Below are 26,520 nucleotides of genomic sequence, written 5' to 3'. Positions count from 1 at the left end.
GAAATTGGGAGCCGTTCTTGTTTGGAGCGTCTGATATACTTATGGTCGATGCACGACTAGATGCATGAATCAATCAGGGGGATTTGATTAGGATGAAAGGTTTCTCGCTCTTATTGGTAAAAACAGTCGCGGTGGCGATGCTGGGCATTGCGGCGCTGCAATGGCCAAGCGCGCATGCGGAATCAGGCACGCCGGCAGGCTGGAAGGCGATCGCGGTGGGCACGACGCACAGCTTGGCGATCAAAGAAGACGGCACGGTCTGGCAGTGGGGAGACATCACGACCTACGGGGCGTCCGGAGTGCCGGAAACGAATCTGACGGCGCTTATTCCCGAGCAGGTGCCCGGGCTGCATGACGTCATCGCGGTCGCGGGCGGACAAGTGCATTCCCTTGCGCTGGAAAGCGACGGAACCGTATGGTCATGGGGCGGTAACGGCGGCGGAATGGTGGGAGACGGAACGGAAGACAGCCGGCCGCTCCCGAAGCAAGTGGAGGTGCTGACGGACGTGGTCGCCATCGAGGCCGACTGGACTCGGAGCTTCGCCGTTAAAGCCGATGGAAGCGTATGGGGATGGGGAGGTTTTTACTATGAAGATGCCGATGGCGAATTCCGTCATCCCGATGTCCCGGTACAATTAGTTGGCTTGCAAGGGATAACTGCGATTTCCTCCGGATACGGCAGCTTCGTGGCGCTGAAGAAGGACGGCACCGTATGGCAGAGATTGGATACGATGACGCAGCTTCCGGGCATTCAAGATATCGTCCAAGTCGCTGTCGGAGCCGAATTTACGTACGGGTTGAAAAGAGACGGAACGGTGTGGTTCTGGGGGTCGGACGGCATAGGAACGGCCGGCGGCGTCTCCGTGGATAACGATTCGGCCGCGCGCATGCTCGAAGGCGCGAGAGACGTCGTTGCGATCCAGGCATCGGCCGGCGGACCGCTCCTGTTGAAGAAGGACGGCACCGTGTGGGCGTCCGGCGTCAACTCGGGCGGACAGCTTGGCATCGGCTCTTTCAAATCCAGCGATAAGCTTGTGCAAGTTATCGGACTCAAGAAAATCAAAACCATCGCGGCGCACGGCCTGGGCGTCCGCTCCATGGCGATTCGCGCCGACGGAACGCTGTGGTCCTGGGGAATCGGCTATAACGGCGACGGGTCGAAAGGGTATAAAACGACCCCGGTCGGCGTAGCGAGCTATGCGAATGAAATGCTGGAGAAGGACCCGATTTTCGTGCAGATCAACGGGAAGACGCTGCGATTCGATCAGCCGCCGGTCAATCTGAACAATCGGACGATGGTGCCGCTCAGAGCGATTTTCGAAGCGATGGGCGCCGAATTGAAATGGGAGGCTGCGACATCGACGATCACGGCCCGCAAAGGCTCGACGACGATCGTGCTGCGCGTCGGGAACGCCGTCGGCCAGGTGAATAACGCGAAGGTTAAACTCGACACGCCTCCGGCGATCATCGGGAATCGCGCGCTTGTGCCGCTGCGGTTCATTGGCGAAGCGCTGGGAGCGAAAGTCGGCTGGGACGGAAGCAGCAAGACGGTTTCCATCGCGACGGCAGCTTGATTGCAAGATAAGCGCAACTGAATAAACGTCATAACCACGCAAAGGCTGTCGGAGAGTTTGTACTCCGGCAGCCTTTGCTGTTTCTCCGCGCTTACCCGCACATACCCGCGCATATCCGCGCAGAAGCTATTCCCAGCCCGCCCGGTCCTGCCAAAGCAATGTCACAAAAGGAGCAGCCAAAAGTCATAAAAACAGCTTTGGGAGCGCGCCGATTTTCATATACTTAAAGGATAGCCGGGCCTAGGCCCGCGAGAGAGGCCCCCGGAAAATGCTGCCCTCCTGACAATGCCGAAGACTTGCTGATAAGATAGAATGACATGCATTTCCCGCCGCGCCGCATAGAAGCAAGAGAGGGGTTCCCCGTGCGCAGGGGCAACGACGCCGTATGATGAGAACGAAAACGCTCGGTTCCCGGCTGGTGATCCTGTTCGCCGCCGTCACGGTTCCGCTTCTATTGATGCTGTATTTGGCCGGCGACTATGCCAAGAAAGTCGTGCTGACGCAGGTCGCGAATTCGTACCAGAACCTGGTCAACTCGAACTTGAACATGATCGACCGCAGTCTGGACGACATTACGCTCAACATGGTCGATATCGTCAATCACGATGATAATTTCCGGCTGTTCGAGCAGCCCGGCTTGTCGGGCTCGGATTCGTATTTTGCCGAGATGGAGCTCATCAAGCGGAACGATTACTACCAATCCTACTACCATACCGTCGATATGTTCTTCGTCTATTCCAAGCCGAACGATCAGCTGGTATCGACCAATCTGACCGGCGAGGCGGCACCGTATTACGAGGTCGTCCGGCAGTGGCTGACCGATTCGTTCAGCCATGCCGACAGCTTGAAGAAGGCGATGTACAAATGGTCGGTCATCCATATCGCGGACCAGTATTTCCTCTACCGCATCGTCAGCGACGACGATACCAACAACGCTTATATCGGGGCGTTGATCAATATCAACAGCCTGCGGACGCCGCTCGGCAATCTCGATTTGCGCGAGGGCGGAGGGATTCTGTTCACGGGCGATGACGGAACGGTGCTGTCCAATCCCGCGGCGCCGTTGGATAAGCTGAAGCGTTTGCCGGCCGAGCGGCTGAGCAAGAATCGCGCGTTCACCTACGCGAACGGCAAGACGAAGCTGCTGATCGTCAGCAGCCGCTCCCGCAACGTGGGCGTCCACACGGCTGTCGTCATTCCGAATTCCGAGCTGCTGCGGGGGCTCGACGCCTTCCAGACGCTCACCTATCTGCTGCCGCTCATCGTGCTGGCGATTCTGATCGTGTACGGGTTTATTTTCCGCAGCCTGATCTTCACGCCGATTCTTCAATTGCTCGGGGCGATCCGCCGCATCAAGGAAGGGAATATGAGCACGCGGCTGCCGGCTTCCGGCACCGTTGAATTCAACATTATCAACCATACGTTCAACGGCATGGTCGAGGAAATCGTCGATCTCAAAATCGGCGTCTACGAGGAACGGCTGCGCGCGCAGAAGGCGCAGATGAAACAGCTGCAGCTGCAGATCAACCCGCATTTCTTCCTGAACACGATGAATATTATTTTCCAGCTGGTCGATTTGAAGCGGTATGAGCTGGTGAAGAAGACGGTCCGTCACCTCGTGCAGTACTTCCGGTTCATGATGGGCGTGAAGCGGGATACGATTACGCTGGAGGAGGAGATGGCGCATATCCGCAACTATTTGGAAATCCAGAAGATGCGCTATCAGGAGTCGTTCATCTACAGCATCGACATTCCGGAAACGTTGAAAGCGCTGCGGCTTCCGTCGCTGTTCGTGCAGCCGTTCGTGGAGAATGCGATGATTCACGGGATGAGTTTGCAGAACATGCCGTTCCGGCTCGATATCGCGGCGACCAAGCTGGACGGTTCCGAGGAGGGCATTCTGATCGAAGTGCGGGACAACGGCAAAGGCTTGTCGGAGGAGAAGCTTCAAGAGTTGAACGCGGTTCATTATGCGCCGGAATCGGAAGACGGCAGCATTGGCATCTGGAATGTGAAGCAGCGGATGGCGATGCATTACGGCGACAAGGCAAGGATGGCCGTGCTGGCCAATGAGCCGAGAGGAACAATCGTTAGGCTGCTGCTGCCGGCGGCATCCGCGGAGGAAGGGAGCGAACGCGATGTATAACATGCTGATCGTGGACGACGAGAAATTCGCCGCCGAAGGCATTCTGCACTGCCAGGATTGGCGGGCGCACGGCATTGCTTCGGTATGGATGGCGGGCAGCGCCGTCGAAGCGAGAGCGATTCTACTGGAGAGCCGGGTGGACATTCTTGTCTGCGATATCGAGATGCCCGACGAGGACGGCTTGTCGCTGGTGCGCTGGGCCAAAGAATATTCCGCGCATACGGAGGCGGTCTTCCTGACCTGCCACAGCGAGTTTGCGTATGCGAAGGAAGCGTTCCAGCTGAAGAGCTTCGATTATTTGCTCAAGCCGGTGGACAGCGAGGAGCTGGCAGGCGTCGTGTCGCAGATGGTCGGCGTCATTCAGGAACGGGAGGAGCGGTCGCGCCATACGGAGCTGTACCGGGAGTACCGCGATTTGTGGAGCAGGCAGCAGCCGCTGCTTGCCGAGCGGTTCTGGCAGGATCTCCTGTCGCGGCGGATTTTGTCGTTCGGCGATTTCCTGGAGCGGGCGATGAAGGATGCGCAGCTGCAGCTGCTTCCCGGGGAGCGGGTGCTGCCGGTGCTGATCAGCATCGAGGAATGGAAACGGCAGCTGCCGGAGCGCGACCTCGACATGATGCTCTATGCAGTGAAGAAATCTGCGGAGGAATTGCTGCTGGCCGGGCGGCGCGGGCATATCGTGACGGACAAGGACGGCGTGCCTTTCGTCATGGTTTACGCGGCGGAGGCAGAACAGGCCGCGCTCGGAGCCGAGCATTGGGCGGCGGCTGGCAGCCGGTTCATTGAGGCGTGCAGCCAATATTTCTATTGCCAAGTTTCCTGCTACGTTGGCTATTCGGCCGATGTCCACGACGCGCCCGAATGCTGCGATCGGCTGCGCGATATGGAGCGGAGTAATTTGACGAGCACCCATGCCGTGCATGTGTACCGTCCTGCCGCCGTTCCTTGCGCTGCCGCCATTTCCGATACCGCTGCGGCGGATGCGGCGGAGGCCGCGGATTTGTCGGAGCTGCCGGGCTATATGCTGGGCGGCCAGAGGGAGAAGGCCGTCTTGTTCGTTCAGCGCGTCTGCGGCGACCTCGAGCGCGCATCGGCGCTGCAGCCGAAGCAGCTGGAGAGGTACTATCACGATTTGCTGCAGGCGATCTACCATTTCCTCGGGCTGAAGGGGCACAGTATTCATCAAATCCCGAACGCGTCGATATGGATTTCGATGCCGATTCGCAGCTTGGCGCAATACAAGCATTGGGCGATCAATCTCGTATCCGCCGTGATGGATGCCGTGCGGGAAGAGAGCGAATCCGGCGGCTTCGTCCAGCAGGCGCTCGCTTTCATGAAGGCGGGCGTCGAAGAAGCGATCTCGCGCGAAGACGTTGCCGCGCATGTGCGTCTGAATCCCGCTTACTTGTCGCGCCTCTTCAAGAAGGAAACCGGCAAGAACCTGATCGACTACCTCATCGAGATCAAGATGAAACGGGCCAAGCAGCTGCTGGATACGACGAACATGACGGTCAGCATGATCGCCCAGCAGGTGGGCTACGCGAACTTCTCGCATTTCACGAAGACGTTCCGCAAGTATTACGGGGTCAATCCCCAGGAGCACCGGAGCGGACGGGGACAGTCGCAATAACGAAGAGGGGGACTTGTGCCGATAGCCAGCACAAGTCCCCCTCTTCTGTTCGGTGCCTCTATGAAATGCGCTCGATGCTGTGCCAATGAAGCCAATGAATCTAAAGAAGCTAAAGAATCTAATGAAGCCAATGAATCGAGCGCGAACTACTCTTGCAGCTCCGACAAGGAAACCGCGCGCTGCTCCGCCGCGGAGATATAAGCCGCTTCCATGACGCGCGTCAAATCGGTGGCCAGCTCGTTATTCTCGGCAGGCTGCGTATCGTTCATGATATGGCCGACCCATTGCTCGATGGCCGTAGGCAGGTTCGGAACATGCTCGATGGTTACCCATTCCTGCTGCTCCAGCTTGTTGCTGCGAACGCGAATGACGTCATCCGGCAGCCCGTAGAGCAGCGTGCCTTCCGTACCATGAACTTCAATGCAGAACGGGGAGTGCGGGGTGACATAGCCGGTTTCGAGGATCCCGACAGCGCCGTTCTCGTAACGAAGCGTTACCGTCGCGTTGTCTTCGACCTCTTTGCCGGTCACGTAGCCGAAGCTGGCGCTGACGCTCTGCGGCAAGCCGAGAAGGTAGCGAGTCAGATAAACCGGGTGGCAGCCCAGGTCGATCAGCGCGCCGCCCTGGCATTGCTCGCGGTTATAGAAATGGTCCGGCAGCCAATTGCCGGTCGTTCCGTTATGCGCATTGCGTACGCGGACTTGCGTCAGTTGGCCGAAAATGCCGGAATCGATCAGCCCTTTAATCGCGGGCGTATAGCGCTCGTTCAAGCGGAACATCGAGACGGTGAATTTGACGCCGGCTTCGCGCACGGCCGCTTTGATTTCGTTCACTTCTTTCAGCGTGGCCGCAACCACCTTCTCCGTGAAAATATGTTTGCCCGCGCGAGCGGCCTTCACCATGACATCGCGGTGCATATTGGTCGGCGCGTCTACGACGACGGCGTCGATATCGGTACGGGCCAGCAGTTCATCCAAATCAGCGAAGAACGGTACGCCCAATTGGTCGGCGATTTCTTGTCCGCGGGCAGGAAGCTCGTCCCAGATCGCGGCTACTTCCAGGTTGGGGTTGGCTTGCACTTGGTTGGTGTAATCCCAGGCATGTACATGCCAATAGCTGAGCATTGCTACGCGAATCATAAATGTAATTCCTCCTAATAAATGTGGATGATAGGAGCGACCGACGGTGTACGATCCTCCAGCTCTAATTATGGGACAAGACCCTCCGGCAGCACAATTGAAATCGCGCTGGGATTGATAATTGTACATAGGGATCGGACGCGTGCTCTTCTTCGAATACGTGCTAGATTTACAGACAAAAAGCGACTCAGAGCCTTCGCTCTGTGGTAGAATGAGATTGAAAAAAATGTCGAATTTTGACGCTAGAATAAGAGATTCACTTACGAGGGGTGTTAACGTGCGCAGATCGGGTTCAAGAGTTGTTGCAATGCTCATTTGTTTTTTATTGATTTTTGGCATGCTGCCTCAGATGAAGGCAGCGGCGGCCTCCGCTTCGCTTCCTGGCGACCAAAGCAGCGCCATTCCAAGCGGACCTGTTACCGGGCTTGCTTACGGCAACGGAACGTTCGTCGGGGTAGGGTATTACGGTAAGATTTTGCGATCGGACGATGGGCGTAATTGGCAAATGGCTGCCGATAAAACGAAGCTTGACGTGACCTATACGAGCGTTACGTTCGGCAACGGCGTATTCGTCGCCGTCGGCTATGAAGGGGCGATCATGACGTCGCCGGATGGCTGGAACTGGACGCAGCAAGCCTCCCCGGTGACGAGCAGAATCGCCAAAGTCGATTATGTTGCCGCATCCGGAATCAATCAGTTTTTCGCGGTAACCGCAGGGGGCAAGCTGCTCACGTCATCCAATGGGGCAGCATGGATCGTGAAAACGATCGGAGGCAGTGATCTGACCGCAATCGCATCGAACGGCAGCGTGGTTGTCATCGGCGATGCTGCGGGGCATGTCCATGCCTCGAGCAACGGGACGAACTGGACGGATCAGAAGCTTTCGGGCTCGGCTTTTTTCATTAACTCCATTCTGTCGCTCAACGGTCGTTTCTACGCCAATGACCCTATTGCGGGGACGCTTACGTCAACGGACGGTTTAGGGTGGTATAACATATCGCTCGGCGGCGCGGGCCAAATTTTTGCCGGGCTGTATGACGGGAACAGCTACTATTTATTTGGCTATGACGGCAGCTCGCAGGGAGGCGTGTTCACGTCCGCGAAGTCGGATGGCGTCAATTTCGCGCGGCAGCTCAAAAGCGAAACGATGACTGTGCAGCAAGGGCTGTATGCGGAGGGCGTCTACGTAGAGGCGGGCAATGACGGCGTGGTCACTTCGACCGACGGCAGCCAATTTACTTATGCGTATGGCGGTGAGTTCACCGGAGTCGTATATAATGGCGCCTATTATATCGCAGCGGGGAAACACGGCAACGACGGAATCGTGATGACCTCGCCCGATTTCGTCAACTGGACGCCGCTCAGTTTGCCGTTGATTCCGGCACTGAAGTCGATCGCTTATGGAGGCGGCAGGTATGTTGCCGTAAGCGATTGGCCCGGTTCGGTCATTGAATCGGCCGATGGCGTTACTTGGGGCGCAGCGGTTGAAGTGGATCAAGATGCGGGCTTCAGTTCGGTCGCGTTCGGCAACGGCGTCTTCGTCGCGGTCGACGAGATCGGATCGATTTATAGATCGACGGACAGCGCCAGCGGCTGGAACTTGGTTCGCTCGGATGCGGTCAATTATTATTCGCTGCGCACGGTTTCGTATTCGGCCGGATTATTCTATGCCGTCGGCGACGGGGGGACGATTCTCCAGTCTAGCGACGGCGTGGCATGGACTTCTGCGCCGAGTGCGCCAAGCGCCACAACGTTTAACAAATATATCCCGCAGCAAGCGGACATTCCGTATTCCTTATTGAACAGCAGCGGCTTTACATTGCTGCAGGTCAGCAGCCAAGGCAGCCTGCTGCAAGCGGGAACGGATTATACGTTTAACGCCGGAACCAACATCGTTACGTTCAGCAAAAGTTATTTGGCGGGACTGGACAACGGCTGGCACAGCTTCGATTTCCATTTGAGCAATCAAGTATTCGAACGATTGGCCGTCAACGTGACGAACACGGCGCCCGCCCTGCCGCAAGTCACGGGCGCGACGATGTCGCCGTACGGAACCGTCGCTTCGTGGAATAGTGTCGCTAACGCGGTCGGTTACGACGTGCAGATGTATCGCAACGGCTCCGTATGGGGCGGAGCGGTCTCTCTAGGAGCCGGCGCATCGAACTGGGATTTTCAGGCGGCGATGCTTGCCGGCGGTCCAGCCGATTATAAGGTGAAAGTAACGGCCAAAGGGGATATCGTCAATTTCGTTGATGGTCCGCAATCGGCTGAATCTAACCTGCGAACCATTTTTAAGACGCCGACCGAGGACGGGACGGCGGACAAGGCAGGCACGACGCAGCATGCCAATTTCAACATTGTCGTCAATGCTACTGACGGGGCTTCTGCGACAGCGCAAAAGTCTGGCGTCAACGTGCTGCGTTCGGTGACGAGCGTAGCGGCTAGCGGCGGCAAAGCGATGCTACCGATCGACATCGCTAAGCTATCGGAAGGCGCCAACGATATCGTGATCGCTCTGAAGGATGGGGCGGGCAACTATTCCGAAGCATTGACGGTATCGTTAACGAGGGATACGAAGCCGGTCGGAACGGCGGCAGCCCAGACGACGAATGAAGATACGGCGCTGAATGGAACGCTGGGCGCAACGGTCTACAATATAGACGGAACGCGGACGGCGACGTTTGCCAAAGCTTCCGAGCCCGCGCACGGCACATTGACCGTGAACGGTGCAACCGGCGCGTATACGTACACGCCGGCCAGCAACTATTTCGGAAGCGACAGCTTTATCTTTACGGTGAACGACGGCGCCTATGCATCGGCTCCGGCAACCGTCAGCATCACGGTGAATGCCGTGAATGATGCGCCGACGGCCGCGGGCGCCACGGAAACGACAGCCGAGGACACGCCGCTGGTCGGTACATTGATCGGAGCGGACGTCGATACGGGCTCGACGCTGACATTTGCGAAAGCGACCGATCCTGTCCATGGCACATTGATCGTGAATAGCGCAACCGGCGCGTATACGTATACGCCGGCCAGCGACTACAACGGCAGCGACAGCTTCACGTTTACGGTGAGCGACGGCGTCTTGACGACGGCTCCGGCGACGGTGAACATTACGGTGACGGCGGTGAACGATGCTCCGACGGGCATCTCCGCTACGGACGTGACCGACGAGGACACGGTGCTGACCGGCACATTGCACGGATCGGACATCGACACGGCAGGTTCGGCACTGACATTCGTTCTAGCTGCCGCTCCCGTGCATGGCGAGGTCTCCATAGACGAAGCAACCGGCGACTTCACGTACACGCCGGCAAGCAATTACAACGGAAACGACAGCTTCACCTTCAGGGTGAACGATGGCGTATTAACATCGGCTCCGGCAACGTTCACCATTGGGGTGAACGCCGTAAATGACGCACCGACGGCCGAGGGCGCCACGGAAACGACAGCCGAGGGCACGCCGCTGACCGGTATGTTGGTCGGAGCGGACGTCGATACGGGTTCAACGCTGACATTTGCGAATGCGGCCGATCCTGCCCATGGCACATTGATCGTGAATAGCGCGACCGGCGCGTATACGTACACGCCAGCCAGCGACTATAATGGCAGCGACAGCTTCACCTTCACGGTGAGCGACGGTACATTGACTTCGGCTCCGGCAACGATCGATATTACGGTGATCGCCGTGAACAATGCGCCGACGGGCACTCCGGCAGCGGCAACGACCGACGAGGACACGGCGTTGACCGGCACCTTGACCGGGACGGACGTGGACACGGCGGCTGCGTCGCTGACGTTCGCGAAAGCTGCCGATCCTGCGCACGGAACGTTGACAGTCGAGGCGAATGGCGCGTACACGTACACGCCGGCCAGCAACTACAACGGCAGCGACAGCTTCACCTTTACGGTGAGCGACGGCGAATTCGCCTCGGTTCCGGCAACGATCAGCATTACGGTGAACCCCGTGAACGATGCGCCGGCGGGAACGGCGGCATCGGAAACGACAGCCGAAGACACGGCGCTTAGCGGCACATTGACCGGAACGGACGCGGAGACGGCGGCAGCGTCCTTGACCTTCGCGAAAGCGACCGATCCTGAGCATGGCACACTAACCGTAAATAGCGCATCCGGCGCCTATACGTATACGCCAGATGGCGATTACAGCGGCAGCGACAGCTTCACCTTCACGGTGAGCGACGGCGAATTAACGTCGGCTCCGGCAACGATCAGCATAACAGTGACGGCCATTAATGATGCGCCGACAGCTACGGCAGCATCGGAAACGACAGCCGAGGATACGGCGTTTAGCGGCACATTGAGCGGAACGGACGTGGACACGGCGGCAGCGTCGCTGACGTTCGCGAAAGCGGCCGATCCCGCCCATGGGACGGTGACAGTCGAGGCGAATGGCGCGTACACGTACACGCCGAATCATGATTATAGCGGAAGCGACAGCTTCACCTTCACGGTGAGCGACGGTGCAGTAACGTCGGCACCGGCGACGATCGGCATTACGGTGAATCCCGTGAATGATGCGCCAGCTGGTACGGACGCATCGGCAACGACAGCCGAAGACACGGCGCTCAGCGGCACATTGAGCGGAACGGACGCGGAGACGGCGGCAGCGTCTCTGACGTTCGCGAAAGCGACCGATCCTGAGCATGGCGAGGTTACCGTAGATGAAACAACCGGCGCGTACACGTACACGCCAGCAAGCAACTACAACGGCAGCGACAGCTTCACCTTCACGGTGAGCGACGGTGCATTAACGTCGGATCCGGCGACGATAAGCATTACAGTGACGGCTGTGAACGATGCGCCAAGCGCAACGGCGGCATCGGCAACGACAGCCGAAGACAAAACGCTGAACGGTACTTTAACTGGAACAGACCCGGATACAGGAGCGACGTTGACATTCGCTAAGGCATCCGAGCCGGCGCACGGCACAGTGACAATCAACGAAACGACTGGCGCATACACGTATAAGCCGGCACACGATTATAATGGCAAGGACAGCTTCGATTTCACAGTGAGCGACGGCACACTCACTTCGGCTGCTGCTACAGTGAGCATCACTGTGAAAGCGGTAAGCGAGTCGTCGAATGACACGACGCCAACGACAGACAATGAACCTAGCCCAGCGACGGTGGAAGTATTCGTGAACGGAAAAGCCGTGAAGATCGGAACGGCTACGACGGCGAATGCGAACGGCCGATCGGTTACGACGATTTCGGTTGACGCAGCAAAGCTGGAAGAACTGCTTGCGGACGAGGGTCTCAATGCCATCATTAAGATTGCTGTTGCCGGGAAATCCGACGTTGTGGTCGGAGAGCTTAACGGACAGACAGTTCAGCTTATGAAGCAAAAGCAATCGGTTATTAAAATCCAAACAACGAGCGGCTCTTACGTACTGCCGGCGGAACAAATCGACATGAACGCATTGTCCGGGCAGTTAGGACAAAATATCGAGCTTAAGGATATCAAACTGCACATTGAAATTGCTAAGCCGACGACAGCAGAGCTTGAAATGATCGAGAACGCGGTGCGCGCGGGAGCATTCACGCTTGCAGCTCCTCCGCTCGAATTTACAGTCAAAGCCGTTTACGGCGACAAGAGCATCGAAGTATCGAAGTTCAACGGTTATGTAGAACGAATCATTGCCCTGCCAGAGGGCGTAGATCCGAGTGAAGTAACGACGGCCATCGCCATAGATTCGGATGGAACCCTAAGACATGTACCGACCCAGATCGTGCAAATCGACGGGAAGTACTATGCCAAGGCAAACAGTCTAACGAACAGCATTTATGCTGTCGTCGCGCATGCGGTGACGTTCACGGACGTTGAACATCATTGGGCGAAGGATGCCGTGAATGACATGGGCTCGCGAATGATTATTAGCGGCATCGGCAATGGATTATTTAGCCCCGATCGGGACATTACACGCGCGGAGTTTGCGGCGATCATGGTAAGAGGACTAGGGCTCAAGCTTGAGGAAGGGGCAAATTCGTTCTCGGATGTCAAAGTTTCGGACTGGTACAGCAGTGCCGTCAACACCGCGTATGCGAACAAGTTGATTAACGGATTCGAAGACGGGAAGTTCCACCCGATGGACAAAATTACACGTGAACAAGCGATGGCGATCATCGCCAAAGCGATGGAAATGACAGGTCTTCGTGCAGATGATCAGACTGCCAGCGCCGAGCAGATGCTGCATGCCTTCACGGATGTGAACAGCGTCGCGGCATGGGCACAAGCTAGTCTAGCCGACTGCTTGCAGGCAGGTATTGTTACAGGCAGAACTGCCACGGAGCTTGCGCCGAAGGCGAACATGACGAGAGCGGAAGTTGCCGCGATTGTACAGCGGCTTCTGAAGAAGTCTGATCTCATTTAATGTAAACAAAGTCGAATTTCATTAATGAACATGAGCTGTTCTGGAGCGCATTTGCTCTCTTAATCGCTCTAGCGAGCAAAGGGCAATTGCAGGGTTTAATCCCTGGCAATTGCCCTTTTTATTATGGCGGGCGAATGTACCCTTATATTACTCCGCCTCTCTCTCCTTCTGCCATGCCTCATGCAAGCTGTCGAACTTCGCGAACACCTCATCGCGATCCTTGATATTCCCCGTGTAGAAATCCTTCACCTGCGATACGATCCGCTTCAATTGCAGCAGGGCCGTTCTGTCTTCGCTGGTCAAAGGCGTCGTTTTCTTGAGTGCATCCCCATAGCCGTTCTGCCAATCGAGATACCAGAAGAAAATATCGTTCATCGTCGACGCATCTTGGTATTGCTCTTGTCGATACTCTCAATCGCCTGCGCGGACGTGTTCAAATAATAGGCGGCCATCGACGAAGAACGCGCCAGGTGAATGTCTCTTGTCTCCCGTTCTTGATGCAGCTGCCAGCTTCAGCGGGGCGCAGTCCAATTTCTTGCAGACCCGGCATGCCGAACGAATCGGGTCACAAAACGACTACGCGCAGGTGACAAAAACGGCGGTTTCCCTTCCCCGCAGCCGCTAAGATTAAGACATCAAGTTTCAAGCAATAAGCAATTAGCTTCAAGTTTAAAGTTTCAATCACAAGCATCAAGCAACTGGAGGTGTCCCCCTTTGGCGACTGGGAAGCAAACGACGATAGCACTGGAGAAGGGATGGGGGAGCAAGGCCGGGCGGAATCCGCTGCGGAAGCTTTGGAAATACAGGGCGCTGTGGATTCTTGCGCTGCCGGGCATGCTGCTGCTGCTGGTCAACAATTATTTGCCCATGTTCGGCATCTTCCTGGCGTTCAAGGACTTGAACTTCGCGAAAGGCATCTGGGGCAGCGCGTGGAACGGCCTCGACAACTTCAAGTTCATGTTCACCACGAACGATATTTGGTACACGATCGGCCATACGATCGGCTATAACCTGGTCTTTCTGGTCGTGAATACCGTGCTTTCCGTGCTCGCGGCGCTGCTCCTGAACGAGGTCAAGAACCGCGCGATGTCCAAGTTTTATCAGAGCACGATGCTGCTGCCGCATTTCATATCCATGGTCGTGGTGGCGTACCTGGTGTTCGGCTTCCTTAATCCGGATCTTGGCTTCATTAACAAATCCGTTCTGGAGCCGCTCGGACGCGAAGGCATCTCGTGGTACATGGAACCGCAGTATTGGCCGTCCATTCTGACCGTCGTGAACATTTGGAAATCGGTCGGCTTCGGCTCGATCATCTACCTGGCAACGATCGTCGGCATCGACAAGGAGTATTACGAAGCGGCCATGCTCGACGGGGCCGGCAAATGGAAGCAGATGACCAAGATTACGCTGCCGTTCCTCGTCCCGGTCATCATTATCCTGACGCTGCTCGCGATCGGTCGCATCTTCAGCGCCGACTTCGGCTTGTTCTACCAGGTGACGATGAATTCGGGCATGCTCAAGAGCACGACGGAAGTCATCGATACGTACGTCTACAACGCGCTGCTCGTCTCGGGCGACACGAACCTGGCTTCGGCGGCCGGCCTGCTGCAATCCGTCGTCGGTTTCGTGCTGATCGTGTCGGTCAACTGGATCGTGAAACGAATCAGCAGCGACAAGGGTTTATTCTAGGAGGGAGCGAGCATGCTGGACAATAACCGGACCCATCCGGTCATCACGATCGTATTCATTCTGAGCAGCCTGGCCTGCCTCATTCCGTTCTGGCTCATTCTCATGGTTTCGTTATCGGGGCAGAATGCGCTGGCGAAATACGGCTACAGCTTCTGGCCGAGGCAGTTCGATCTCGTAGCGTACCGGTTTCTTGCCCATGACGCGGAGCCGATTCTGCGATCCTTCGGCGTCTCGATCGTCGTTACGGCGATCGGGACGGTGCTGAGCCTGCTCATTACCTCGGCGCTGGCATACTCGCTGTCGCGGCATGATTTCCCGTATCGCGGCGCCATCAGTTTGTTCGTGCTCGTCACGATGCTGTTCGGCGGCGGACTGCTGCCCTGGTATCTGGTCTACACGAAATTCCTTCATTTGCAAAATACGCTGCTCGCCCTGATCGTCCCGGGACTGCTCGGCGCGTTCAACGTCTTCATCATGCGGACCTACTTTACGACCAGCATCCCGCCGTCGCTGATCGATTCCGCGCAAATCGACGGCGCGAGCGAGTACCGCACGTATTTCAATGTCATCCTTCCGCTGTCGCTGCCGGTGCTGGCCACGATTGGTTTATTCACGATCGTCGGCTACTGGAACGACTGGTTCACGAGCTTGGTGTTCATCAGCAGCGATAAGCTGTACAACTTGCAATATTTCTTGTATAACACGTTAATGAACGCCCAGTATTTGCAGACGGTTGCGGATAAGGCGCATATCGACACCTCATCCATGCAGGTACAGCCGCTCGAAGAGCTGCGCATGGCGATGGCGATCATCGCGGTGCTGCCGGTGGCGCTGGTATTCCCGTTCCTGCAGAAATATTTCGTCAAAGGCTTAACGATCGGCGCGGTTAAAGGCTAGGCCGGTCATCGATAGATCGATTTTTTACGGTAAGGCAGCCATCATAATGGGAGGTTACAGACATGTTCAACGTTAAAAAAGGATCCTTGTGGGTTACGGCGCTTCTTCTCTCGTTCTCGCTTACGGCGGCGGGATGCTCCAGCGGCAACAGCGATTCATCGAATGCTTCCGATTCCAATGCGCCCGCCAATCAGAATGCCGGAGACAACGCCGGGACCGGAACGAACAATGCGGCGGCAGGCAATGCGGCAGCCGATAATGCCGGAGCGAACAATGCAAGCACGAAGGCGCTGGATCCGTACGAGGTCGTCATGGTATACCCGGACGCCAAGCAGAATGACCTCGGCGCCGTCCAATCCGCGATGAACGACTATTTGAAGAAAACCTATCCGGACATGAACATGACGGTCAAATTGAATCCGATCGATTGGAGCGCTTATGCGGATAAGCTCAATCTGATGATGTCCTCCGGCGAGAAGTTCGATCTGCTCTGGACGGCCAACTGGATGAATTTCGAGACGCAGGTCAACAAGGGCGCGCTGCTTCCGCTCGACGAGCTCGTCGATCAATACGGCCCGGATATCAAATCGGTGGAAGGCGATCTGCTCGACGGCGCCAAGCGCAACGGCAAATTGTTCGGCATCCACGTGCATCAGGAGCTCGGCAATCCGCAAGGCATCGCGCTGCGGAAGGATCTCATCGACAAGTACCACATCGACTTGACGCCGCTGCAATCCGGCGAGTTCAAGGATTTGGAGCCGATCCTGAAGACGATCAAGGAGAATGAGCCGAGCGTGACGCCTGCCGTCGGACCCGCGTTCCCGCTGGGCGCCTACTTCGGATCCGGCAGCATGGAGAGCATCATCGGGCCCGTCGGCCTGGATCAACGCGACACGAACCCGGACAACGAGTTCAAGGTCGTCGACATGTACGAAACGCCGCGCTATATGGAACTGGCGAAGCTGACGCATGACTGGTACAAAGCGGGCTACATCAATAAGGATGCGACCACGCCGGGCGTCGACATCTGGAAGAAGTTCCAGGCGAAGACGGCGTTCGCGGCCATCGGCACGGATCTCGAGATCGTGAAGGACATGGCGATCGGCCAGCCTTCGGTTATGGCGGGCAAGAGCGCCCAGCTCGGCATGGATATTATCCAGGTGCCGATGAACATCGACCGGCTGCATACGTCGAAGCTGTCGGCGACGCTGCAGGCCGTTTCCCAAACCTCCAAAGATCCGGCGCGCGCCATGATGCTGCTCGACCTGTTCTATAAAGATCAGAATTTGCTGACGCTGTTCAATTACGGGGTCGAGGGCACGCATTATGCGTTGAACAACGGCCAAATCGACGTCCCGCAAGGCAAAACCAAGGACAATGTCGGCTTCTACCACGACAACCAATGGATGCTCGGCAATCAGATGCTGAATTACACCCGTCTCGGCGAGGACCCTAACAAATACAAGAACTATGAACAGTTCAACGAAATGGTCAAAAGCCAGCCGTCGCCGCTGATCGGTTTCGTCTTCGACTCCGAACCGGTGAAGAACGAGCTGATCGCCGTCTCCAAAGTACAAAGCACGTTTGATCCGGGTCTGCAATCCGGCCAGCTTAATCCGGAGACGGATTTGCCGAAAATGATCAGCAAGCTGAAGGCAGCCGGACTCGACAAAGTGCTCGGCGAAGCGCAGAAGCAGATCGACGCTTGGCGTACCGCGAACGGCAAGTAAGCATCCCGCCGCTGCCGGCGGCGCGGTAAGGGATGGGCTGAACGGCACGGGCGCAGCGGCTGCGCTTGTGCGCAACGAAGCGCGAAGAGCCTTCGAATCCGAGCTGTGCAAGGGTTCGAAGGCTTTTTGCTCGCGAAGCGGAGCTCGGGAAGGCCGCCGGGGCGGCTGGAGCCGATGCTTGTTAGGATTGCAGAGTGAGCAGAATCGGCGAAGCCGGGGCAAGAGGTGTGCCTGGTGCACCACATGGCCGGAAAACCAGCGAGCCCGGAGCATTGATGGGTTAGGTGCACTACATAGCCGGAAAACCAGCAAAACCGGAGCATGTAGCGCCTCCCGTATACTACATGCTTTTCCGGCCACAGGGCTTGAAAAAGCTGCCGCCACGGCAGTAATTCCAGTCCAGGGCGGCCAGCCTAACGGCCCTAACGACTTAACGGCCTTTTCCCTATTACACCCCAAGGAGAGAAGACAGCATGAAAACATTCCGAATCGGATTAATCGGTCTGGGCGGCATGGCCCAGGCGCATATCAGATGGCTTGCGGAGGCAGGCGAACGATTCAGCCTCATCGCGATCAGCGACGTCAATCCGCATGCGTTAGCTGCCATCGGAGAGAAGCACGATATCGCGGAGGCCAAGCGCTACGCGGACTTCGCGCAGTTAATCGCGGATCCCGACGTAGACGCCGTCGTATCGGCAACGCCGAACAACGTGCACGCGGCGATCGTCCGGGCTTGCCTCGAAGCGGGCAAGCCCTTCATGGCGGAGAAGCCGTTCACCCGCGACTTCGAGGAGGCGGTCCCGCTGCTCGCCCTCTACGAGCGTCAGCCGGTCCCGGCGATGATCGGCTTCACCTACCGGTATACGCCGGCGTTCCGCTACGCGCGCGAGCTGGTGCGGAACGGACGGATCGGCGCGGTGCGCAGCTTCTCCAGCCAATATTTGCAGGGCTGGGGCGCCGCGATGTACAACGGCCCGTTCGTATGGCGGTTTGACAAAGAAATTACGGGCACGGGAACGCTGGGCGACCTGGGCTCGCACATGATCGATTTGGCACGCTTCCTCTTCGGGGAGTTCGAGGAGCTGTCCGCGCAGATGAAGACGATCATCCCGGAGCGTCCGGACCCGCGGACCGGCGAAATGATCCGCGTCGAGGTCGACGATTTCGTCAGCTTCCAAGCGAGCATGGCCGGCGGCATCATGGGCGTCTTCCAGTCGTCGCGCAACGCCGTCGGCGCGGGCAATCAGCATGAAATAACCATTTACGGCGATAACGGCACGATCCATGCCTCGACATTGGATTCCGATCATCTAATGCTGATTCGAGAAGATGAAGAGGGCGGGCTGTCGCGGTCGACGGTCGAGGTGCCCGATCGCTGCAAGGTAACGCAGTACTCGGACTTTCTGGCGATGCTGGACGGCACGCCGACGGACGGACTTCCCGGCGTCATGGACGGTTACCGCAATCAAGCGGTGATGGAGGCGATTGTCCGGGCGAGCGAGACGCACAGCGTAGTGAAGGTGTAAGGACGGACGGGGCGGAAGCCTTGTTCGGCATAGCGGCGATACTGAAATGCCTTTGCAGCAATTCGCTGCAGGGGCATTTTTTGCTTATGCGTCTCTCCGACGGAGCTGCTGGCTGCCATCGTGCATGACCCGATGAATATGCCCTCGCTACAATTTACCGACGTCAATCGACACGGCCGCTTGCGAATGCAGCCCCGATGCAGCGATTCAGTACGTTCATGCTTGGAAATCATAGTTCCTTAGGACCACGAGCAAGCAGGAATATGGCGAAGAATGACGAATTATTTATTATCAAAAATTGTAAAAATTTCGACGGCGAACTGCAAAGGAGAGAGCGCGTAATCGACAACGTCATTCACAGTTTCTGGTCGTCCGTCCCTGGATGAAGACCGTTCGTCCGCTGAATGCTCCGCTATGCCGGGCATGCACGGTGGAGGCCGGCGTGATTATTTTTGCTTGAAAATGGCAGAAATCCGTTTATCATTAGTAAGAAGTTCATCTCATTAATGAAAGAGGGACGCGAGTGCATCACGAGCATGGCTCTTATGATATGATGTTGGTTTTGTTTTCTTATCTGGTTGCGACGGTAGCGTCTTATACGGTTCTCGATTTGGTCGGAAGAATCAGCACGTCGAAAGGCATGCAGCGCTGGGGATGGCTGTCGTTCGGCGCGGTTGGAATGGGACTTGGCGTATGGTCCATGCATTTTGTCGGCATGCTCGCGTTCTCGTTGAGCATGTCCGTTGCTTACGATATGGCGATGGTTATCCTCTCCGTCTTGGTCGTTATCGCGGCCTCGTTCGTCGCGCTCGTCATCGTCGGGCGAAGCCGGCCGTCGCTGCGCCGCCTGCTTGCGGGAGGGATGCTGCTCGCGACGGGGATATCGGCGATGCATTACATCGGCATGGCTGCCATGCAAATCGATATTTCATATGATCCGCTCTATTTCTGGCTATCGATTCTGATTGCGATCGTGGCTTCGAATGCAGCCTTATGGCTGGCGTTCGATCTGCGCAAGGGAAGCGAGCGGGGACGGGTCTGGCTGAAGCTGGGCAGCAGCTTGATTATGGGGGCTGCCGTTGCGGGGATGCACTATACGGGCATGCATGCGGCCCAGTTCCAGGCGAGAGAGGCGTCGGACATTACGAAGGGCATCGTGCTGGACCAGACGTTCCTGCCTTATCTCATTGCGCTTGCAACGCTGTTCACGCTGGGGCTGTCCCTGTTCGGCATCTACATTTCTAATCGCTTTTCCCGGAAAGACTCCGAATTCCAGCAAAACGAGCGATGGTACAAGCTGTTGTTCGAGAACAATCAGGACGGCATTATCTCGATCGACATGGAGCACCGGATCATCGGGTTCAACGCCGCCATGACCAAGCTCACGGGATTATCCAACGAATGGTTCCGCAATCAGACGATCGATGCCTTGTTTCCCTTCATCGTGGAGGAAGAACAGGCGCATACGCGCGAGATGCTGTTCAAGTCGTTAAGCGGCGAGAAGCAAAACTATGAAACCGCCATCGTTCATCGGCAAGGACACCGCGTCGACTTAAACGTGGTGAACGTGCCCGTCGAGCTGGACGGACAAGTCGTCGGCAGCTACGTGATCGCCAAGGACGTGACGGAAGAGAAGGCCGCGAAGGAGAAGATCCGGCATCTTGCGTTTCACGACGAATTGACGGGACTGCCCAATCGGCGGAAGTTCAATCAGGTGCTCTCCGAAATGATCGAGGACAAGACCGGCAGATTCGCCGTGATGGTCATGGACATCGATCGCTTCAAGTTAATTAACGATTCGCTTGGACACACGTACGGAGATCTGTTTTTGCAGGAAGTGAGCAGGCGCATTCAAGGCTGCATTCGCGGGTACAAGGTGATCTTGGCCCGTATGGGCGGCGACGAATTCACGCTGCTTTGCGACCGCTGCTACAATGAGGAAGAGGTTGCGCAAATCACGGAGCGGATCATCGAAGCCGTCGGGGTTCCGTACCGGTTGAAAGAGAATGATTTCTACGTGACGGCGAGCATTGGCATCGCGGTATTCCCGGATGACGGCGCGGACGCGGTTCAATTGCTGAAGAATGCGGATGCCGCCATGTACCAGGTGAAACGGAACGGGAAGAACGGATATCAGTACTACACGAGCCAATTGCATGCGCAGCTGCAGGAGAAGATCGAGCTGGAAATCGATTTGAGGCAGGCGCTTCCGCTCGGCCAGCTTTACTTGGATTACCAGCCGCAGGTTCGGGCCGGGGACGATCAGATTATCGGCGTCGAAGCGCTGGTCCGCTGGAAGCACCATACGCGAGGCATCCTCTCTCCGGGCGTATTCATCCCGATTGCGGAAGAGACGGGCATGATCTACGAGGTGGGTACCTGGGTGCTGCGGGAAGCGTGCCGGCAAATGAAAGCCTGGCATGACGCGGGAGGACCGCTCATAACGGTTTCGGTCAACCTGTCTTCACAGCAATTCCATCAATCCAATTTAACGGCGCATATTCAGGGCATCTTGGAGGAAACGGGGCTGGAAGCCAAGTATCTGGAGTTGGAAATCACGGAAAGCATGATGATGGATGCCAATGTGTCGGGCGGCATTCTGAATGAATTGGCGGCGTCCGGCATTCGCATCAGCTTGGATGATTTCGGAACCGGATACAGCTCCTTGAGCTATCTTAAGCTGCTGCCCATCCATAAGCTCAAGATCGACCGTTCCTTCATTCGGGACATTACCGTGAACAAGAACGACAAAGCCATCGTGGCGACGATCATTTCCATGGCGCAGCATTTGAACATGGACGTGATCGCGGAGGGAATCGAGACGAAGGAGCAGCTCGATATCCTGGTGGATAACGATTGCAGCAAGATTCAAGGCTATTATTACAGCCGGCCGCTGCCCGCGGGCGAGATGGAAGCCTCGTTCTTCAAAGAGGCGAAGGTCGGTTCCGGTATCGGGCTCGAGTAACGCCTGGGGTTGTTTCTAGAGTTGCCTAGAAGGTTGCCTAGAAGATTGTATAGAGTAATGGATAGTTGGAAGGATAAAGGAATGCAAGATAGGGATGAATCGAAATCCGCGGGCAATCGCGGATTTTTTTGTGTGCGTGTATCGGAGCCGGAAGGAAAACGGAACGTTTTCTGGTACACTACTCGATATAGCGTGAGGGCAGTTGAATCGGCGACAGGGAGGCGCGCGTATGGCATTCGGGGTAAAGCGCGAGGAGTTGGAACGTTGGAAGGCGCGTGCGGCACTGGGGGAGATCGCGTTTCTGACGCATTATTGGCATGAGCCCCGGTTCAAGGGCATCAAGACCGTGACCAAAGCAGGCTGCGACGACCTTGCCAAGCTGGCGGACTGGTGCGTGGCGAACGGGCTGGAGCCGAAGTATATTCATCGGCGGCAGCCGTTCCCGCATTACGATCTGATCGGCGACAAGCAGGTGGAGATATTGAAGCGCGAAGGGCTCTGGGAGCAATTGGAGCGGTTTAAGCTGCTATAGGCTAGGCGCGGCGACCCGGGGGACAAAAGGGACAAAAGGGACAAAATAGATTAAACAAACGCCCGAACGGGAAGAAAGGCATCGCCTTTCCCCGTTCGGGCGTTCGTGCGCGTATGCTTCGTGCGCGTATCTCCGCGCAGCGGCTCAGCGCTGCAATCAAGCCTTCCCGAAAGCGATGCCGGCAGGCACATGCGCTTCCCGATGGAACAGCGAATGCGGCAGCCGGTCCGGCTTGACGACGAAGCGCGGATGCGCCTCGACGCGGTCGCCCGGCGCGATGACGGTGACTTCGCCGTTCAAACTGCCGATGACGGCACCGTCGGCTATGACTGCGCCCTCGCCGACAATGGCGCGGGACAGCCGCACGTCACGGCCGATGCGGGCGCCCGGCATAAGTATGCTTTCCCGTATATCGGCGCCTTCATCGACGGCGACGCCGGCGAATACGACGCTGCGGTCCAGGTCGCCTTTAATCAAACTGTCATGATGAACGTAGGAGCTTGGCACATCCGCCCTCGGACATGAGCGGGCTTGCGCCGCTTGGCCGCTCTGCCCGGTCAGGATCGGCCACGGGTTGCGATGTCCGTCTTCCGCTTCATCCAGCTCGCCGTCGATCAGATCCATATGCGCTTCCCACAAGCTCTCGACCGTTCCGACGTCGCGCCAATACCCCTCGAAGGAATACGCGAGCATGGCAATCTTATTCCGCAGCATGCCGGGAATGATGTCCTTGCCGAAATCGTGGCTCGATGCGGGGTTCCGAAGGTCCTCCAACAACGCCTCGCGCAGCACGGGCCAATTGAAAATATAGATGCCCATCGAGGCCAGATTGCTCCTCGGCTTAGCGGGCTTCTCTTCGAAATCGACGATCATCCGCCGTTCGTCCGCGAGCATGATGCCGAATCGGCTGGCATCGCGCCACGGCACGCGTTTGACCGCAATCGTCGCAGCCGCGCCGCTGGCAATGTGGTCTTGCAGCATTTGACGGTAATCCATGCGGTAAATGTGATCGCCCGAGAGAATGAGCACGTGCTCCGGCGACTGGCGGTCGATAAAGTCGAGATTTTGAACAATCGCATCGGCCGTCCCTAAGTATCCGTTTTGTCCCGCGCGGCTGGAAGGCAGCAGCGTAATGTCCGCCGTTTGTCCGTTCGATCGCCAGGAGGACCCGTCCCCGATGTGTGCATGAAGCGAATCCGCCATGTACTGCGTCAACACCCCGATCCTCCCGATCCCGGAGTTGATGCAGTTGCTGAGCGTGTAGTCAATGATGCGGCAGCTGCCTCCGAAGGGAACGGCCGGTTTAGCCATGGACGCCGTCAGCGGCGACAACCGGCGCCCTTCTCCACCTGCTAACAGCATTGCGACACAAGCATTCGAATTCATTTCGTTTCCTCCCCGAAGTCCGTTGTATGAGAAATATACACGCGGCGAAATAGGATGAAACGCCCCAAAAAATTTCCTTCATGCTGGGAAAAACGGCGCTTCAAGCGGCAATTGGACGGGTATATACCCGCAGATTTTGCAGCCGATGCGAAGACCGGGAAGGTCAAGGGATAGTCCTTCGCAAGCGCAAGCCGAAGAAGCGATCCTTTCGCGCGATAAAGGATGCGCTTACAATGCGGGAGGCCCCAAACAAACCTGTACCCGGTACAGAGCAAAGAGCCCAAACGCTGCGAATGGCATAAGTACTGCGCCCAGTGTCAGTATATGTGCAAGACCCTGTATTATTAACCTTTTGTGCTTCCATAGCGGCGAAAAGCTTTCGACAACTCCCGGCATTCGCAGGGACGGGCCGGTCATGAAGCCTGCGCGAGGCATGGTCCACAGGTACAGCCGAAGGTGGTGTATCATTATTTGGACTCTCGGTCATGAATTTTGCGGAGGGCTGCGAAACGGCGGCGGCCGGGACGACCGGCCGCTTCGCTCCTTGGGAGATTCGTCGCTGCCGCTTATAGCTCGCGGCGCAAAATCCGATAGCCGTAAGGCTCCAGCTCCACGCGCTGCACCCCGTCCTCGGCGGGCGCATGCTCGCCCGTGAGCGCATCATGCCAATCGTTCGTCTCCATGGCATGCTCCAGCACGGTCTCCTCGCCGGTCGGATTCATCCAGACGGTGAAATGCTCCGCGTCGCCGAGCCGCTCGTAGACGATGCGCGCATCGCCGGCTTCCGCATGGAGGAAGCGGAAACGGCCGCTGAGCAGGGCGGGGCTGGACGTGCGCAGGCCGATCAGCAGCTTGTAAAAGTCGAACAACTCGCGGTCCTGCCGTTCTTCGTCCCATTCCATGCAGCAGCGGCAGCCGGGGTCGTTCTCGCCTTGCAGTCCTACTTCGTCTCCGTAGAAAATGCACGGGGTCCCGATATACGTCAACAGAAACACGACCATCAGCTTCAGCTTTCGCTTGTCGCCGCCGGCCTGCGTCAGCACCCTGGGCGTATCGTGGCTCGACAGCAGATTGAAGACCACCTCGTTCGTCGGCTGCGCATACCGCATCAGCAGTCCGTTGATCTCCTCGGCGAAGGTGCGGCCGTCGGCGCCTTCGCCGGCGAAGAAGCCGAGCGCCCTGCCGGCGAAGGGATAGTTCATGACGGAATCGAACTGGTCGCCGAGCAGCCATGGGCGAGCGTCGTTCCACACTTCCCCGATAATGTACGCGTCCGGCTTGGCGGCCTTGACCGTTTGGCGGAACGCGCGCCAGAAGTGGTGGTCGACCTCGCCGGCGACGTCGAGCCGCCAGCCGTCGATATCCGTTTCGCGAATCCAGTATTCGGCGACGTCGAGCAGGTACTGCTTCGCTTCGGGATTCGCGGTGTTCAGCTTCGGCATTTGGCCGTAGAAGCCGAACGTATCATAGGTGGCGATGCCGTCCTTCACCTCGGCGGGGAACGTCCGAACATGGAACCAATCCGCGTATTTGGACTGCTCGCCGTTACGCAGGACATCCTGGAATGGCGGGAAGCGCTCGCTCGTATGGTTGAAGACGGCGTCCAGCACGACCCGGATGCCACGCGAATGGCAGGCGTTCACGAGCTGCTTCAGCATCTCCTTGTCGCCGAAATGCTCGTCGATCTTCTTATAGTCTATCGTGTCGTACTTATGGCTGGAGGGCGCCTGAAAGATGGGCGTCAGATAGATCGCCGTCGCGCCGAGCTCGCTGATATGATCCAAATGATCGAGGATTCCCTTCAGATCGCCGCCGAAGCAGCTGTCCGCCGCGGGCGTTTCCCCCCAATCCTGCACGCCTTCCGGATTCAGGGACGCGTCGCCGTTCGCGAAGCGGTCCGGCATGATTTGATAAAAGACGGCCGATTTCGCCCATTCCGGCGCAGCGAACAGATCGATTTCATGGATGTAGGGGAAATCGTAATAGCCTGCTACGGGCGGGGGAGGATTGTCGCAGACGCCGTCTTCCGTCAAGTAAACCGTCTCGTCCCCTTGCCGCAGGCGGAACAGATAAGCGAAGCGGCTGAACTTCGGTTTGACGGCGGCCTCCCAATAATCGTAGAAGCGGTCCGCCGCGATTTTGACCAACGGCCGTTCTTCGTTGAAGCGGTCCCAGTCATACTTGTCGCCGGCGATGACCGTGACCTCCTCCACGTCGTCGCGTTTCGTCCGCACGCGCAAGTGAATCGTCTCCATGTCGTAGGCATAGGCCCAGATACTGCGCGCGGCATGTTGGAAGCATTCTTGAAACATCGGCTCCAGCTCCTTTGGGGGATTATTAGGCTCATATTGAGCTAGCCGCCGCATGGCAGCATCTTCTTTTACACGGTTAGGTCTAGGCCTGAATCGGCGGCTCCGGGTTATGCGGCAACCTGTCGAAAGTGCCGTTCGACACCTGCTGAATTGCCCATGACTTGTTTCAAGCCGAAGCGGCAGGGGTAATTCAGACTAGCCTCACCTGGCTAATCCATTTGAAAAGCGGAGGGATTACGATGCAACAACAAATGAAACCGAGCGTTCAAATTGTACCGACGGCCATGGATGCGCTTCACACTGTTCAGGAACTGAATCGGCGCGGATATATGAAGGACAACATTTACGTTTTGGCGCACGACAGCAGCCAGACGAAGCAATTGTCCGAAGCGGCTTCCGCAAGCGAAATCAGCATGAAGGAAGAAGGCATGTTCACCGCGATGGCGAATGTATTCAAGTCGCGGGGTGATGAGATCCGGTCCAAGCTGACGTCAATCGGATTGTCGGATATAGAAGCGGAACGTTACGAAGAGGAGCTTGATCGCGGTCGTGTACTCGTTATCACCAATGTCCATTAAACGAATGAATAGCTATTCA

Annotated in this window: 15 protein-coding genes; 11 read left to right on the top strand and 4 right to left on the bottom strand. The window is 57.1% G+C overall.

The annotated features are described in order from the left end of the window. Positions 1–92: 92 nt before the first annotated feature. From GZH47_RS11395 to GZH47_RS11385, 3 genes are all read left to right on the top strand, one after another. On the top strand, positions 93–1,574 hold the full coding sequence (locus GZH47_RS11395) for a stalk domain-containing protein (protein ID WP_162640194.1): 1,482 nt from the start codon (positions 93–95) through the stop codon (positions 1,572–1,574). A gap of 385 nt (positions 1,575–1,959) precedes the next feature. Continuing rightward, the gene (locus GZH47_RS11390; RefSeq protein ID WP_162640193.1) at positions 1,960–3,720 is read left to right on the top strand and encodes a sensor histidine kinase; all 1,761 of its coding nucleotides are present in this window, start codon (positions 1,960–1,962) and stop codon (positions 3,718–3,720) included. Further along, entirely contained in the window at positions 3,713–5,350 is a 1,638-nt protein-coding gene (locus GZH47_RS11385; RefSeq protein ID WP_162640192.1) for a helix-turn-helix domain-containing protein, read from the top strand. Before GZH47_RS11390 ends, GZH47_RS11385 begins: the two co-directional genes overlap by 8 nt. Positions 5,351–5,496: 146 nt before the next feature. Here the strand turns inward: GZH47_RS11385 and GZH47_RS11380 are convergent, their stop codons facing one another. Further along, a complete protein-coding gene (locus GZH47_RS11380; RefSeq protein ID WP_162640191.1) occupies positions 5,497–6,489 on the bottom strand; it encodes a Gfo/Idh/MocA family protein in 993 nt (330 codons plus the stop codon). 307 nt (positions 6,490–6,796) lie between these two features. Between GZH47_RS11380 and GZH47_RS11375 the strand changes: the two genes are divergently transcribed. After that, a complete protein-coding gene (locus GZH47_RS11375; protein WP_162640190.1) occupies positions 6,797–12,886 on the top strand; it encodes a tandem-95 repeat protein in 6,090 nt (2,029 codons plus the stop codon). 147 nt (positions 12,887–13,033) lie between these two features. Here the strand turns inward: GZH47_RS11375 and GZH47_RS11370 are convergent, their stop codons facing one another. After that, on the bottom strand, positions 13,034–13,261 hold the full coding sequence (locus GZH47_RS11370; protein ID WP_162640189.1) for a hypothetical protein: 228 nt from the start codon (positions 13,259–13,261) through the stop codon (positions 13,034–13,036). Positions 13,262–13,600: 339 nt separating this feature from the next. Here GZH47_RS11370 and GZH47_RS11365 point away from each other — a divergent pair, with 339 nt between their 5' ends. From GZH47_RS11365 to GZH47_RS11340, 6 genes are all read left to right on the top strand, one after another. Continuing rightward, positions 13,601–14,575, top strand: coding sequence for an ABC transporter permease (locus tag GZH47_RS11365; protein ID WP_225446448.1), 975 nt, complete (start codon positions 13,601–13,603; stop codon positions 14,573–14,575). 12 nt (positions 14,576–14,587) lie between these two features. Further along, entirely contained in the window at positions 14,588–15,472 is an 885-nt protein-coding gene (locus GZH47_RS11360; RefSeq protein ID WP_162640188.1) for a carbohydrate ABC transporter permease, read from the top strand. 62 nt (positions 15,473–15,534) lie between these two features. Further along, complete coding sequence (locus GZH47_RS11355) at positions 15,535–17,202, top strand: ABC transporter substrate-binding protein (protein WP_162640187.1); 1,668 nt, start codon at positions 15,535–15,537, stop codon at positions 17,200–17,202. Positions 17,203–17,675: 473 nt separating this feature from the next. Beyond that, complete coding sequence (locus GZH47_RS11350; RefSeq protein ID WP_162640186.1) at positions 17,676–18,728, top strand: Gfo/Idh/MocA family protein; 1,053 nt, start codon at positions 17,676–17,678, stop codon at positions 18,726–18,728. A 523-nt stretch (positions 18,729–19,251) separates the two neighbouring features. Further along, positions 19,252–21,693 (top strand): EAL domain-containing protein, encoded by a 2,442-nt coding sequence (locus GZH47_RS11345; protein ID WP_225446447.1) that lies wholly within the window; start codon positions 19,252–19,254, stop codon positions 21,691–21,693. 229 nt (positions 21,694–21,922) lie between these two features. Further along, positions 21,923–22,225, top strand: a complete 303-nt coding sequence (locus GZH47_RS11340) for a hypothetical protein (protein ID WP_162640185.1) — start codon at positions 21,923–21,925, stop codon at positions 22,223–22,225. 156 nt (positions 22,226–22,381) lie between these two features. Here the strand turns inward: GZH47_RS11340 and GZH47_RS11335 are convergent, their stop codons facing one another. Together GZH47_RS11335 and GZH47_RS11330 are read right to left on the bottom strand one after the other, a co-directional pair. Further along, positions 22,382–23,611, bottom strand: coding sequence for a sugar phosphate nucleotidyltransferase (locus GZH47_RS11335; RefSeq protein ID WP_162640184.1), 1,230 nt, complete (start codon positions 23,609–23,611; stop codon positions 22,382–22,384). 566 nt (positions 23,612–24,177) lie between these two features. After that, complete coding sequence (locus GZH47_RS11330; RefSeq protein WP_162640183.1) at positions 24,178–25,923, bottom strand: alpha-glycosidase; 1,746 nt, start codon at positions 25,921–25,923, stop codon at positions 24,178–24,180. Between the two features lie 239 nt (positions 25,924–26,162). Here GZH47_RS11330 and GZH47_RS11325 point away from each other — a divergent pair, with 239 nt between their 5' ends. After that, on the top strand, positions 26,163–26,501 hold the full coding sequence (locus tag GZH47_RS11325; RefSeq protein WP_225446446.1) for a YflT domain-containing protein: 339 nt from the start codon (positions 26,163–26,165) through the stop codon (positions 26,499–26,501). The last annotated feature ends 19 nt before the right edge of the window (positions 26,502–26,520 follow it).

The organism is Paenibacillus rhizovicinus, assembly GCF_010365285.1.
Classification (GTDB): Bacteria; Bacillota; Bacilli; order Paenibacillales; family Paenibacillaceae; genus Paenibacillus_Z; species Paenibacillus_Z rhizovicinus.
Note: the sequence above shows the minus strand (reverse complement) of the source record. Positions and strands in the feature narration are given on the sequence as shown.

Excerpts from the sequence above, each read along its gene's own strand:
- GZH47_RS11395 (WP_162640194.1), top strand. The coding sequence starts at position 93 with ATGAAAGGTTTCTCGCTCTTATTGGTAAAAACAGTCGCGGTGGCGATG.
- GZH47_RS11390 (WP_162640193.1), top strand. The coding sequence starts at position 1,960 with ATGATGAGAACGAAAACGCTCGGTTCCCGGCTGGTGATCCTGTTCGCC.
- GZH47_RS11385 (WP_162640192.1), top strand. The coding sequence starts at position 3,713 with ATGTATAACATGCTGATCGTGGACGACGAGAAATTCGCCGCCGAAGGC.
- GZH47_RS11380 (WP_162640191.1), bottom strand. The coding sequence starts at position 6,489 with ATGATTCGCGTAGCAATGCTCAGCTATTGGCATGTACATGCCTGGGAT.
- GZH47_RS11375 (WP_162640190.1), top strand. The coding sequence starts at position 6,797 with ATGCTCATTTGTTTTTTATTGATTTTTGGCATGCTGCCTCAGATGAAG.
- GZH47_RS11370 (WP_162640189.1), bottom strand. The coding sequence starts at position 13,261 with ATGAACGATATTTTCTTCTGGTATCTCGATTGGCAGAACGGCTATGGG.
- GZH47_RS11360 (WP_162640188.1), top strand. The coding sequence starts at position 14,588 with ATGCTGGACAATAACCGGACCCATCCGGTCATCACGATCGTATTCATT.
- GZH47_RS11355 (WP_162640187.1), top strand. The coding sequence starts at position 15,535 with ATGTTCAACGTTAAAAAAGGATCCTTGTGGGTTACGGCGCTTCTTCTC.
- GZH47_RS11350 (WP_162640186.1), top strand. The coding sequence starts at position 17,676 with ATGAAAACATTCCGAATCGGATTAATCGGTCTGGGCGGCATGGCCCAG.
- GZH47_RS11340 (WP_162640185.1), top strand. The coding sequence starts at position 21,923 with ATGGCATTCGGGGTAAAGCGCGAGGAGTTGGAACGTTGGAAGGCGCGT.
- GZH47_RS11335 (WP_162640184.1), bottom strand. The coding sequence starts at position 23,611 with ATGAATTCGAATGCTTGTGTCGCAATGCTGTTAGCAGGTGGAGAAGGG.
- GZH47_RS11330 (WP_162640183.1), bottom strand. The coding sequence starts at position 25,923 with ATGTTTCAAGAATGCTTCCAACATGCCGCGCGCAGTATCTGGGCCTAT.
- GZH47_RS11325 (WP_225446446.1), top strand. The coding sequence starts at position 26,163 with ATGCAACAACAAATGAAACCGAGCGTTCAAATTGTACCGACGGCCATG.